This is a genomic window from Filifactor alocis ATCC 35896 (assembly GCF_000163895.2).
GTDB classification, from domain to species: domain Bacteria; phylum Bacillota; class Clostridia; order Peptostreptococcales; family Filifactoraceae; genus Filifactor; species Filifactor alocis.
In genome coordinates this window covers 130808-142984 of record NC_016630.1, presented here as the reverse complement: position 1 = coordinate 142984, position 12177 = coordinate 130808, and the positions used below count along the sequence as shown (strand labels likewise).

Below are 12177 nucleotides of genomic sequence, written 5' to 3'. Positions count from 1 at the left end.
TCACACCACACTACTTTCTCTATTATATCAAAACTGTAGATAGAATAATTCCTAACAATGCACCAAAAAAAACTTCAATAGGTGTATGTCCCACCAATTCTTTTAATTTATCATAATCTCTCCACACTTTGCTTTGTTTATCTGACATATCAAACAACTGGTTTAAAATAACAGCTTGTTGTCCCACAGATTGTCTCACTCCTGCCGCATCATACATCACTACCAACGCAAACACAAGAGAAAGCGCAAATATTGTAGAATCATAACCCTCTGTCAATCCAACTGAATTTGCCAATCCAATCACAAAAGAAGAGTGAGAACTTGGCATTCCACCCGAACCGACAAATCTGGTAAAATCAAATCTCCTATCTATTATAATCGTAAAAATCACTTTAAGAGTTTGTGCAACAAACCAACACAATATTGCTACTCCAAGCACTTTATTCTGTAACAATTGATGAATACCCTGCATTCCGTTTACCTCTCTCTCTCTAACAATTGATTTATCAGTTCTTCAAAGAAATAAGTGTCTTTTTCAATTTTTTCCAAACAACATAAAGCAGAGTTTGCGTTACATTTTGCTAATTCAACAGACTTCTCTAAACCGAATAATTGAGGATAGGTATTTTTTTTGCTATCCATGCCGGTATTTTTTCCCATTAACTCTACGTTTCCTATAACATCTAACATATCATCTGTAATTTGAAAAACCAAACCTAAATGATCAGCATACTGTTCCCAATAATAACAATCTTCTTCTGAAGCACCTCCTACCAAAGCTCCTGCCAAAATCGATGCTTTCAACAACTCTCCTGTCTTATTCCTATGAATTTTTTTCAACAAATCTGCATCACATCTTTGATTTTCCATCTGCAAATCCAACACCTGACCAGCAACCATCCCATGAATTCCGGCAGCTTTTGCAATATAATGGACTGCCTTTAATTTTCCGTCTGTATATCCATGCAACAAATCATTTAACATTATCTCATAGGCCAAGTTTAACAATCCGTCTCCTGCCAAAATAGCAATAGCTTCTCCATATACCTTATGATTGGTAGGTTTTCCTCGTCTTAAATCATCATCATCCATAGCCGGTAAATCGTCATGAATCAACGAATAGGTATGAATCATTTCCAACGCTGACGCATAAGGAAGAATTGCTTCATTAGAAATATGATATAAGTCAGCAGACTGCAAACACAAAATCGGTCTGATTCTTTTTCCACCTGCTAACAAACTATAATTCATTGATTCCATCCCCAATGTAGCAATGGCTTTTAATGTATGTTTTTCAGCTATTTCCTTCAAGCATTTTTCAACATAATTTTTTTGTTCTTGATATGCTGATATAAATTTATTTTTCATCTTATTATTCCTCTAAAAAAGTTTCTTCTTTTCCATCCAAAATAATTTTTAATTTCATTTCCATTCCGTCAAGTTCTTCCTTACAACTTTGATACAACTGCAAGCCCTCTTCATATAACTTGACAGATTCTTCCAAATCCAACCGTTCTTCTTGTAAAGATTTTATTACTTTTTCCAATCGATTTACTTTCTCTTCATACTTTAATTTTTTCATCATGAAACATCCCTTTTCTATGAAATTTATTTCTTCTCAAAATCTCTCTGTTTGTGTAGGATATGAACTTCACTCACTTCTGCAACTATCATCCCATCTTTCAGTTGTATCTCTATCATATCTTGAGATTTTATTTCTTTTGTGGAGGAAATAATTCTATTTTTAGACTTGACCAAACCATATCCTCTCTCCAATACGTTTAATGGATTCAGCGCCAATAATTGTTGCTTATTTTTCTCCAAATCAGCATACATTTTTATCATTTTTTCAGAGAAAATATAATTCATCTCCTGCAGATATTGATTATTTTTTGCACGTTCTTTCTGTAATTTCCATCCCGGTGTATATCTCGTCAACTGCTCTTTGTAGTCTCTTAACAACACATCCAATCCATGAAATTGAGTCCTGTATTGATGTTGAAGTTCAAAACATTTTTGTTCCAGATTTTCATAGATGGTATCAATGTTGGGAAATAGAATTTCTGCTGCCATAGAAGGTGTTGAAGCTCTCTTATCCGCAACAAAATCAGAAATGGTAACATCTGTCTCATGACCTACAGCTGAGATAATAGGAATTTGGGAATCAAAAATTTTTCTTGCTAATTTTTCATCATTAAAAGGTGCAAGCTCTTCATATGCACCACCTCCACGGCCGAGAATAATTGCATCCACATCATTCTTTTGATTAAAGTAATCAATTCCATCCATAAGCTCTTGAACAGCCAAATCTCCTTGTACTTTTGCCGGAAACAAAATAATTTCCGCTTTTCCGAATCTATTTCGACTCACGTTGATGATATCGTGAATCACTGCTCCGGTTTCTGAAGTAATAACTCCCACTCTTCTTGGAAAAAGTGGTAACTCCTTCTTGTACTTTGAATCAAAAAGCCCCTCACTTTTTAATGTTTCTTTTAATTCTAAAAATTTAAGATATAAGATTCCTTTCCCCTTCAAAGAGATATTCTTTACGATGAGATTATAATTTCCCTCTTTTTCATACAAATTAACAGATGCCTGGCAAACAATCTGATTGCCTTCTTGGAACAACTCTATATCAGTAACATTTGAGCGAAACATAATTGCATTTACTTTTCCGATATCATCTTTAATTGTAAAATAAATATTTCCGGTTCCATGTATTTTTACACTGGAAATTTCTCCTTCCAAATAAAGGTTTTGAACCAATGGATCTGTCTTAAAAAGCTGATTAATATATCGATTTAATTCTCCTACTGTCCAAGTTCTTATTCTCATAATATCCCCAAATGATTTCAACTATTGTCTGTCTACCAAATCTTTTGCCATGCGTTCACACTCAAAGCAAGCTTTTTCCAAGTCAAATGTTAGAATTTCTCTATCTTTCATTACAATTTTTCCATCTATAATTACAGTATGCACATCAGAAGCTTGAGCAGAGTATATTAAAGATGGTATCAATTGAAATCTTGGAAAAAAGTGCGGTTGATTTAAATCAATCAATATCATATCCGCCTTCCAACCCGGCGTAATCTGTCCGACTTTTTCCAATCCCATTGCCCTTGCTCCGTTAATTGTAGCCATTTTTACAACATCAGTACTTGGAACTACGGTAGAATCTAAATGAACTCCTTTGTTCAAAATGCCTGCTAAGTGCATTTCTTCAAATAAATTCAAATTATTATTGCTTGCCGATCCATCTGTTCCTAAAGCGACATTTACTCCCTTTGTCAACAATTCATGAATCGGAGCAAAACCGTTTCCTAATTTCAAATTACTTGTCGGATTATTGATAACACTCACATGACATTCCTTCAATATGTCCATATCTTGTTCAGATAAATATACTCCATGTGCTATCATAGTAGGTAAATCAAACATACCCAACTGTTTCAAATATTCCACCGGAGAGACTCCATATTGGTTGATACAGTCCTCTACCTCTTTTTTCGATTCTGATAAATGAATATGAATTCTCATATCACGTTTCGTAGATTCATGGATAATTTGTTGCAAATATTCACCATTGCAACTGTATATGGCGTGTGGAGCAGAACAAACCATAATACGTCCATCTGCCCTTCCATTCCAATTGTCATGAAATTCAAGCGATTCTCTTAATTTCTCTTCCTGCTTATCTCCGCTCACTACAGATCTTGCAAGCAAGCCCCTCATTCCACTCAATTCTGTTGCCTTTGCGGTTTCGTCCATAAAAAAATACATATCTGCAAAAGAAGTAATCCCAAAGCGTATCATCTCCGCTTGAGAAAGCAAACTTCCTGCATAAACATGTTCCGGTATCAAGTGCTCCTCTAAAGGAAGTATTTTCTCTGTTAACCATGGCCAAAACGCAACATCTTCCGCATAATTCCTGAATAGTGACATCGCAATATGAGTATGAGCATTCACCAAACCAGGCATAAGTAATTTATCTCTTCCATCTAAAACCTCATCTGCATGGAAATCATCAGGAACATCTCCTACAAAAGCAATTCTGCCTTCCTGTATCCCAACATTCGTATTTTCTTTTATTGAAATAGGTTCTTCCATCGTCAAACAGGATACATTTTTAATCAAAATTTTCATTTTCATTCCTCCTATCAATCAACAAAATGTATGTTTTCTCCTTTAGCTGTATAGTAAGATTACGCTACAAATAACTCAACCTAATCAAACCGAAAGTGATTGCATTCCATTGCACTGCACTTAATTTAACACCTCAAACATACAGTTACTTAGATGTGCAAACTCTTCAACTGTCAATGTTTCTCCCCTTCTTTTTGCGTCTGTTCCACTTTTTTCCAAAGCCTTCATTACATTATCTTTAGTAAATTGTTCACAGAATCCAATCATAGAATTAGAAATCGTCTTTCTTCTCTTCGCAAATGCACTTTTCACAACTTGAGAAAATAACTTCCTGTCTCTCACAAAAATATATTCGTGTTTTTTACTTAATTTAACAATTCCTGAATCTACTTTTGGCTGTGGATAGAAACAACTCTTTGAAACCTTTCCGACGAATTCTACATCTGAATAGTATTGAACCGCTACCGATAGACTGCCATATGCCTTGGTCGACGGCTCAGCAGACAACCTGTCAGCTACTTCTTTTTGAATCATCAACAAGATAGTGGAAATATCCAGTGAAGACTCCAAACATTTCATAATAATAGGAGTTGTAATATAGTATGGTATGTTTGCAATAACCTTGATTTTTCTATCTTTCTCCTGAATTAAATCCTCCAAAACAACTTCCAAAAAATCCATATTTACAAAATCAATATTGTTGTAGTTTGAGGTGGTTTCTTTTACAATCGGAATCAATTTTTTGTCTATTTCAATAGCATATACCTTCTTTGCTCTCTTTGCTAATTCTCTGGTCAACGTTCCTATTCCCGTGCCAACTTCTATAACAATATCTTCTTCTTGAATATCTGCCGAATCAACTATTTTTTGTAAAATATTGGTATCTACTAAAAAGTTCTGTCCCAAAGATTTTGTAAATTGAAACCCATATTTTTTTGTAATCTCTTTCAAAGTTACAAATGTTGCTAAATTTTGTTCCATAGTTCTCCTCATATCAACACTATCTCAAATTTTGATTCACCTTTTCTATTTCATCGTCAAATTCTTTTCGTGTAATTCCATAATGATTCAATCTGGAAAGAAATTGTTTTGCATTCGTATAACCGATACCCAATGCCTCTCCGACAGCAATTCTTCGTTCTTTTGCTCCGGAACCCATAATCAAATTGTTCTGTACCAAATCATTCATCGTAAACTCAAATGATTCCGTTTCTGTTTCACATCTTGCACAATTTAACGCTTTTCGAATAGCATCCGGAGAAGCATTTTCTACTCCGATATCTCCGTTCTTCATTCCTTCTTCTTGTGTAATAAAAGCATGTTTGCAATTTCTAGCAATCGCTGCAACTTCACTTCTTATCTTCTTTCCGGCATAATCCGGATCTGTTAGGATGATAATTCCTTTCGTTTCTGACGCTTTACGTATTCTTTCTTTTACAAAATGAGGAAACCCATATCCGTTTGTTGCTATAACTTCTGCTGAAACAGCTCTCTTTACCGCAGTAATATCATCTTTTCCTTCTACTACAATCACTTCTTTAATCATATTCTATCCTTCTCTATCTGATATGCACAAAGTCTAACTTTGTTTTTTGGGTGGTTTTGGACCCAGAAATTGATAATATACTGTCTTTAGCATTCCATTGTACAGTTTTCTTTTTTTGGTCGCTTTTTTTCCAATACATTTCTCAGTATTTTCATAGTTTGTAATAAGGAACGCTGACCAATTTTTTAATGTTGAAATTGTTTTCCCCAAATCACAATAGGTCTTCTCTAATTCTTCTTTCTCACCAATTCTCTCTCCATAAGGAGGATTGGTAATCAAAAAACCATACTCTTCCGGTCTTCTCACTTCTGACATGTCTTGTAACGAAAAAGTAATATACTCTTCTACTCCTGCTAAAGCGGCATTTTCTTTTGCCAACTCAATCACTTGTTCATCAATATCACTTCCGTAAAGAGCCATCTCTACATCCATATTTTCTCCTTCAATGGCATCTTGTCTTGCTCTCATCCAATCTTCTTTTGGTAAAAAGTGAAATTTTTCTCCAATAAAATTACGGTTGACACCGGGTTGAATATTCGCTCCAATCATTGCAGCTTCAATCAAAATAGTACCTGAACCGCACATTGGATCCAATAAAATCCTATCTTTTTTCCAAGGAGTCAACATAACCATACAAGCAGCTATCGTCTCTCTAAGCGGAGCAGTTCCGGATCTTTCACGATATCCTCTTTTATGCAATGCCGGTCCTGTAGTATCAATTGTAACCTCTACATCATCTTTCATTAAAAAAATATGAATCGGATATACTTCTCCTTTTTCTTCAAATTTTTTTATATTCGGATATGCTTGTCTCAGTCTATCAACCACTGCTTTTTTTGAAACAGATTGAACATCCGGAATAGTGAACAACTTGCTCTTCAAACTTTTTGCTTTCGCAATAGGAAATTGACATTCAACAGATAAATAATTTTCAAACGGCAGTTTTTTGATTCCCTGATACAGTTCCTCAAAAGTTTGCGCCTTGAAACTGCCCACATGAATCAAAACTCGTTCAGCTGTTCTCAAAAAAATATTTGCTTTAGCTATCTCATATGCGGTAGCATAAAAGCCTACTCTACCATCTCTAACTTTCCCTAATTCAATTCCCATCATTTTCAACTCATATGAAACGGATGACTCCATTCCAAATAAGCATACTGCAATGCAACTTATTTTCTCACTGTTATTCATCATACGATTTTAAATTGAGTACAACTTGCTCATACCCAAACTCCTTTGCTTTATTTATTATAGCTATTCTATTCTCTAATATCACACCAAACTCCTGTGCAGAAACCCAAATCATAACTTGCTTGTCTTTCACAGAAACAGAAAGATAACTTAATTTCAATTCTTTCATCAAAAAGTCTTGAAACAGATGCTTTTGATGAAGATATCCTTTCATTTCCGAAATTTCTTTCACATCTTCTCTTTTTGAAACATTTAAATTAAACAGATTTCCTTCTTGAATTCTTGCTTTATTGTCCAAAGCTAAATTCACCAATCTATCCGCTTCTTTGTTTTTTCCTCTTAAAATATGATGGATGGAGAAGTCAGATAACTGAGAAATATAATTTTTAGCTTGCTCATATAAAGGTTTTAAGTTGATATTCTTTACCCTATAGTTTCCAATAATTTGTTTTACCACCAATTCGCTGTCCATATATACTTCTACAGATTTCACATGATTACAAAGACATACCCTCAGAGATTCACACAACGCTGTGTACTCTGCGATATTATTTGTTGTTTCACCTATCTCTTCTCCAATACACAAAAATTCTCCTGTGGAAGGCTGTATTATTTTGTAACCAATTGCGGACGGACCCGGATTTCCTCTTGAACCCCCATCTGTATAGATTACTATTTTTTCCATGAGTATATTCCCCCATTTGACAAATAGAACGCAATTTCTTTCGTTCTATTTGTCATCACTACAATTATTCTATTCTCCGTCTTCCTCTAAAAACAAAATCCGCGAACAATTCGGACATTCCAAAATTCCGTCTTCAACGTCTGTCACAACCAAGGTTTCTCCACAAAAAGAACATTTTCCGTCAAGAATAGGATGAAATACCTTTCCCATAGATACTCTTTTTTTGTCATAAGCTTTCAACTTATCATTATCAATTCCTTTTCTTAGAATACGAATCTTCTTCTCTATCTTTTTGATATCTTCCATAATTTTTTGTTCTTTTGTACCAATCAATTTAATGTATGGTCTCATTTCCAACATCAAAATTTGTTTTCTATTTTTCAAATTTTTTAATTCTTCCAACTTAATATCTATCATTGTAAACTTCTCTACCATCATCGTTTTGATATTTACCTTTGATTGTTTTAACTCTTCCTCTCGAAGTCGTAATTTGTTTTTATCGGTAAAATCAGAACACTGATAGATATTTTCTACCACAGTAACAATTTCTCTGTCTGCTTCCACCAGACTAACTTCTTGACTTTTCAACTCATTTCTCAAACAATCTATTTCTAACCGAATTCTTTTTTCAAACTCTTCCAGATCTTGAACTTTTTCTTTCAATTCTTCCAATTCAGGAAGTATTTTCTCTTCTTCATAATGTTCTTTGACTCTTTGCAATATCGTATATCCCTTGTCAATTCTCATTAAAGTCCTCATAACCTACCTCTATTCTAAATACTGAAACGGGTTTACATCCATCTCTGATTTGATAAACTCAATCTCTGTAATCTTATTTTTCACTAACGAAAGAAATGCGTCAGGAAAAATATTTTCTGTTCCAAAGTGTCCTGCATCAATTACATTCTTACCCTTTTGAAGAATATCATGTGCCTGATGATACTTCACATCTCCCGTAATAAACAAATCAATTTCTTTGTAATCTGACCCAAATAAAACATCTATTCCACTTCCGGTAACTACTCCGACTTTTGTTACCTTTTTAAATTTATCTCCGATAATCCTAATCTCGGGAAGTTTAAAAATATCCTTTATGTGTTTTGCAATGTCCAATATTGTATTATCTCCATACACAGAAAACACCCTGCCAATAGGCTTACCTTCTTCATCCGACAAAATCTCTCTGTCTTGCACGCCCCACACATCTAAAAAATAATCATTTAATCCATTATGCAACATATCGAAATTTGTATGTGTTGCATATGCCGCAATCCCCAATCGAATCAACTCATATACAACATCAAATGTATCACTTCCGACTACCAACTTTTTCTTTCCGGAAAAAATAATTGGGTGATGACTCACAATTAAATCTATATCCTTTTCTTCTGCCTCCTGTAGAACATCCGGTGTAATTTCCAATGTCACAAGCACTTTTCGGATTTTTTTTGATAAATCCCCTACCAACAATCCGGAATTGTCCCAAGCATATTGAGAATCCTTTTCTGTAATTCTATCCAAACTGTTTGCCAAATCCTTGAGAAGCATTCGATTTCACCCTTTCATAAAATAATATTTTTTCTTTTACTGATTCTAACTTATTCTGTTGTTCTAAATTTAATTCAAATTTATGTTGAAGTTGTAATAAAGAGTGTTTGATATTCTGCAAAATAGCTTCTTGTATTTCTATATACTCCAATAACTCTCTATCCGGATTTTTTGTCAATTCTTGACTAAGTTCATAATAGTACTCATCTGATGAAGGCTGCATATTTTTAGAAATTTTGCACAAAAATACCTGATAAAATTTCCCGCTCCATTTAAAAAGTTTTTCTCGTTTCATCTCATAATGATGCGCACTCAAATAATTTCTTAACTCTTCTACTCCTTGAACAGGTTGTAAAACAAAAAACATCTCCTCTTTACGAGAAAGATGACTTGCTTCTTCTAAAATATCAGAAATCAACACGCCACCCATTCCTGCAATCACTACCGTATCTACTTCATCTTTATCTGTGATTACTTGCAATCCATTTCCTTCTCTAACAAAAATTACATCTGATAAATTATTTTTTTTTATCTCATCCTTTGCTTTTTGCAAAGAAGAACCACTGATGTCTGCTGCAATGGCGGAAATAACTCTCTTATTTTTTACAAGATGAATAGGCACATATCCATGGTCCGTTCCAACATCCAAAATCTTTTTGCTGGTTTTCGGTACCATATCACAAATATTTTCTAATCTTAAGCTGATTTTCTTTTCTCTCAAACAAAAAACCTCTCTCTTTTCATCCTATTACCATCCATTGCAATCTCTACAAATATTATATCACATTGCCCCTCAAAATGGGAAAAGTTTATCAAAAAAGAAAAATATCACACCGAATTCATACTTCTTGATTTTTTATACAATGCCTCTTTATTTCTACCCTAATTTTATGAAAAAAATTCTAAAAAAAAGAAAGTGATAAAAACTCTTTGTTTTAACCACTTTCTCAAATCCAAATTTTTTCTGATTTTTTATTTTTGATTTAATTTTGTCTGAATGATTTCGATTGCTTTTTGTAATTGTGTATCCACTTGATTTTTCAAAAGTTGATTCTCATCCAATTTCACTTCCACATCCGGCACAATCCCTTTATGATTAATATTTTCTCCTCTTGGAGTAAAATATTGTTGTACCGTTAATTTGAATCCCGAACCGTCAGATAATTGTCTTACTGTTTGCACCAGTGCTTTCCCAAAAGTTTTTTCTCCCACCAATGTACCTATTTCATTATCTCTTACTGCGCCTGAAAGCACTTCCGAAGCAGATGCAGAACCTTCATTAATCAGTACAACAAGAGGAATATTCAACTCTCCACCATCTCGCGATTTAATATACTGCTTCTTACCGTTTCTGTCTTGTGTATAGACAATCGTTGCTTCACCCATAATGCTGTCAGCCACATCTTGTACCTCATTCAATAATCCGCCCGGATTATTTCTCAAATCAATAATCAAAGCACGGTCATCATTCTTTTTCGAAGTTTCCAATTCCTTAACAAAATCTTTTGCAGTACCATCTGCAAATTGTGAAATAGCAATGTAACCAATCTTATTTTCCAGTTGCTTATACTCTACCGTTTGCAAAGAAATCTCTTCCCTTTGTATTTCAAACTCTCTCTCTTTTCCTTCCCGAAGAACTTCTATTTTGACTTTACCGTAATCTACTTTTCCTAAGAGAGAAGATTTCTTTTCCGATAACGGCACTTTTATTTCTTTCACAGCATCCGATAATTCATTCGCCTTATATTCCTTACCATTCACCTTAGAAATAATATCTCCCGCTTTTAAACCTACTCTCATCGCCGGAGAATCCTTAATAGGAGAAATGACCACAATATTATCATCTTTAATTCCGACAATGACCCCTATACCAATCAGTTCACCTGTTGTCTGTTCTTTCAATTCATTCATTTCTTCCTTTGTGTAAAACTCAGAATAAGGATCATTTAAACCCTGAAATAATCCTTTCTTCATCCCGACAATCAGCTCTTCTTCGTCTATATCTGTATAAAATTCGTCCTCAACAACATTTTTCAGTTCCATCAAATTCAACATATCTTTTCCATTCGGATTCGATTCTACATAATCTGATAACTGATATCGAACCGTTAAAATATTAGTCATTAAAATAATAACCATTGTATATAACATTAATTTAAATTTTGTCATTTTCATATTTTGTACCCTCTCTTTTGTCATATTCTGCAAAACAAGTATCAAAGTTCATTACAAAATCATGTTTACACATCATTTCCTGTTTTATATTAATCACTGATTAAAGTTATCATAAAAAATTCACTCTTTTCTGATGCCGGTGTATGTTATTATCTTTTTCATAAGTATACACTATTTCCATATTTTAAAACAGTATTCACTGTTATAATTGAAAAAAGATATCCTCTACACTATAATCATTATATACCAGAAGTTTAGATTATTTAAGTGAATTTATTACAAATATTAGGAGAACTGTGTTATGACAAAAAAAGAATTTCGTCAATTTGCAATCAAAAAAAGAAACTCTCTTTCATCAGAAGAAAGAATTTCTTTTTCTAATCAAATACTCCAACATCTGATTAATTCCGAAATTTATCAAGACAGCAAAAAAATTTTCATGTATCTCAGTTTTCAATCAGAAGTGGACACCTTTCAACTGCTATCCCGTGCATTACAAGACAACAAAGAAGTATATGCACCCATCACTCTTCCCGACGAAAAAAAACTTTTGTGCGGCAGAGTTGAAGATCCTGACAGAGACTTAGAAAAGGATTTCTATGGAATTCTTTCTCCAATTCTGCAAGACAACAATATCGCTTCTCCTACTGACATTGATTTTGTTATCGTTCCCGGAGCTGCTTTTGATATTCATGGATATCGCATGGGGTATGGCGGTGGATATTACGATTGTTTCCTTCCCACGTTATCTAAAAACGCTAAAATCGTTGCTCTTGCATTTGAAGAACAAATCTATCCGGATATCCCGAAAGAGAATCATGACATCAAAATGCAGTACATCGTAACAGAAAAAAGATTCCTCATTCTCTAATTTTGTTTCTGAATTACT

At 33.9% G+C, this 12177-nt stretch carries 14 protein-coding genes; 1 reads left to right on the top strand and 13 read right to left on the bottom strand.

The features are described 5' to 3' along the window. Positions 1–22 precede the first annotated feature (22 nt). The 13 genes from HMPREF0389_RS00610 to HMPREF0389_RS00550 all read right to left on the bottom strand — a co-directional run bounded on the left by HMPREF0389_RS00610 (position 23) and on the right by HMPREF0389_RS00550 (position 11288). Complete coding sequence (locus HMPREF0389_RS00610) at positions 23–472, bottom strand: divergent PAP2 family protein (protein ID WP_014261802.1); 450 nt, start codon at positions 470–472, stop codon at positions 23–25. A gap of 5 nt (positions 473–477) precedes the next feature. Further along, positions 478–1368: a polyprenyl synthetase family protein gene (locus HMPREF0389_RS00605; protein ID WP_014261801.1), complete on the bottom strand. Its 891-nt coding sequence runs from the start codon at positions 1366–1368 to the stop codon at positions 478–480. Between the two features lie 4 nt (positions 1369–1372). Further along, a complete protein-coding gene (gene xseB / locus HMPREF0389_RS00600) occupies positions 1373–1582 on the bottom strand; it encodes an exodeoxyribonuclease VII small subunit (protein ID WP_169308498.1) in 210 nt (69 codons plus the stop codon). Between the two features lie 26 nt (positions 1583–1608). After that, complete coding sequence (xseA, locus tag HMPREF0389_RS00595; RefSeq protein WP_014261799.1) at positions 1609–2835, bottom strand: exodeoxyribonuclease VII large subunit; 1227 nt, start codon at positions 2833–2835, stop codon at positions 1609–1611. 21 nt (positions 2836–2856) lie between these two features. Next, the gene (locus HMPREF0389_RS00590) at positions 2857–4143 is read right to left on the bottom strand and encodes an amidohydrolase (protein WP_014261798.1); all 1287 of its coding nucleotides are present in this window, start codon (positions 4141–4143) and stop codon (positions 2857–2859) included. 120 nt (positions 4144–4263) lie between these two features. Then, on the bottom strand, positions 4264–5124 hold the full coding sequence (gene rsmA, locus HMPREF0389_RS00585; RefSeq protein WP_014261797.1) for a 16S rRNA (adenine(1518)-N(6)/adenine(1519)-N(6))-dimethyltransferase RsmA: 861 nt from the start codon (positions 5122–5124) through the stop codon (positions 4264–4266). A gap of 19 nt (positions 5125–5143) precedes the next feature. Continuing rightward, positions 5144–5689, bottom strand: a complete 546-nt coding sequence (gene rnmV, locus HMPREF0389_RS00580) for a ribonuclease M5 (protein WP_014261796.1) — start codon at positions 5687–5689, stop codon at positions 5144–5146. A gap of 33 nt (positions 5690–5722) precedes the next feature. Next, positions 5723–6880, bottom strand: coding sequence for a THUMP domain-containing class I SAM-dependent RNA methyltransferase (locus HMPREF0389_RS00575; RefSeq protein WP_156775216.1), 1158 nt, complete (start codon positions 6878–6880; stop codon positions 5723–5725). Continuing rightward, the gene (locus HMPREF0389_RS08830; RefSeq protein ID WP_014261794.1) at positions 6873–7565 is read right to left on the bottom strand and encodes a ribonuclease HI family protein; all 693 of its coding nucleotides are present in this window, start codon (positions 7563–7565) and stop codon (positions 6873–6875) included. The genes HMPREF0389_RS00575 and HMPREF0389_RS08830 overlap by 8 nt, the downstream gene beginning before the upstream one ends. A 69-nt stretch (positions 7566–7634) precedes the next feature. Continuing rightward, complete coding sequence (locus tag HMPREF0389_RS08665; protein ID WP_049770185.1) at positions 7635–8312, bottom strand: hypothetical protein; 678 nt, start codon at positions 8310–8312, stop codon at positions 7635–7637. 21 nt (positions 8313–8333) lie between these two features. Then, on the bottom strand, positions 8334–9113 hold the full coding sequence (locus HMPREF0389_RS00560) for a Nif3-like dinuclear metal center hexameric protein (protein ID WP_014261792.1): 780 nt from the start codon (positions 9111–9113) through the stop codon (positions 8334–8336). Continuing rightward, positions 9079–9834 (bottom strand): tRNA (adenine(22)-N(1))-methyltransferase, encoded by a 756-nt coding sequence (locus HMPREF0389_RS00555; RefSeq protein ID WP_014261791.1) that lies wholly within the window; start codon positions 9832–9834, stop codon positions 9079–9081. The genes HMPREF0389_RS00560 and HMPREF0389_RS00555 overlap by 35 nt, the downstream gene beginning before the upstream one ends. A 251-nt stretch (positions 9835–10085) precedes the next feature. Next, positions 10086–11288: a S41 family peptidase gene (locus HMPREF0389_RS00550; RefSeq protein ID WP_014261790.1), complete on the bottom strand. Its 1203-nt coding sequence runs from the start codon at positions 11286–11288 to the stop codon at positions 10086–10088. 301 nt (positions 11289–11589) lie between these two features. On the opposite strand from HMPREF0389_RS00550, the gene HMPREF0389_RS00545 reads away from it, so the two are divergent. After that, on the top strand, positions 11590–12159 hold the full coding sequence (locus tag HMPREF0389_RS00545; RefSeq protein WP_014261789.1) for a 5-formyltetrahydrofolate cyclo-ligase: 570 nt from the start codon (positions 11590–11592) through the stop codon (positions 12157–12159). Positions 12160–12177 lie beyond the last annotated feature (18 nt).

Excerpts from the sequence above, each read along its gene's own strand:
- HMPREF0389_RS00550 (WP_014261790.1), bottom strand. The coding sequence starts at position 11,288 with ATGAAAATGACAAAATTTAAATTAATGTTATATACAATGGTTATTATT.
- HMPREF0389_RS00545 (WP_014261789.1), top strand. The coding sequence starts at position 11,590 with ATGACAAAAAAAGAATTTCGTCAATTTGCAATCAAAAAAAGAAACTCT.
- HMPREF0389_RS08665 (WP_049770185.1), bottom strand. The coding sequence starts at position 8,312 with ATGAGAATTGACAAGGGATATACGATATTGCAAAGAGTCAAAGAACAT.
- HMPREF0389_RS00560 (WP_014261792.1), bottom strand. The coding sequence starts at position 9,113 with ATGCTTCTCAAGGATTTGGCAAACAGTTTGGATAGAATTACAGAAAAG.
- xseA (WP_014261799.1), bottom strand. The coding sequence starts at position 2,835 with ATGAGAATAAGAACTTGGACAGTAGGAGAATTAAATCGATATATTAAT.
- xseB (WP_169308498.1), bottom strand. The coding sequence starts at position 1,582 with ATGAAAAAATTAAAGTATGAAGAGAAAGTAAATCGATTGGAAAAAGTA.
- HMPREF0389_RS00590 (WP_014261798.1), bottom strand. The coding sequence starts at position 4,143 with ATGAAAATTTTGATTAAAAATGTATCCTGTTTGACGATGGAAGAACCT.
- rnmV (WP_014261796.1), bottom strand. The coding sequence starts at position 5,689 with ATGATTAAAGAAGTGATTGTAGTAGAAGGAAAAGATGATATTACTGCG.
- HMPREF0389_RS00610 (WP_014261802.1), bottom strand. The coding sequence starts at position 472 with ATGCAGGGTATTCATCAATTGTTACAGAATAAAGTGCTTGGAGTAGCA.
- HMPREF0389_RS08830 (WP_014261794.1), bottom strand. The coding sequence starts at position 7,565 with ATGGAAAAAATAGTAATCTATACAGATGGGGGTTCAAGAGGAAATCCG.
- rsmA (WP_014261797.1), bottom strand. The coding sequence starts at position 5,124 with ATGGAACAAAATTTAGCAACATTTGTAACTTTGAAAGAGATTACAAAA.
- HMPREF0389_RS00575 (WP_156775216.1), bottom strand. The coding sequence starts at position 6,880 with ATGAATAACAGTGAGAAAATAAGTTGCATTGCAGTATGCTTATTTGGA.
- HMPREF0389_RS00605 (WP_014261801.1), bottom strand. The coding sequence starts at position 1,368 with ATGAAAAATAAATTTATATCAGCATATCAAGAACAAAAAAATTATGTT.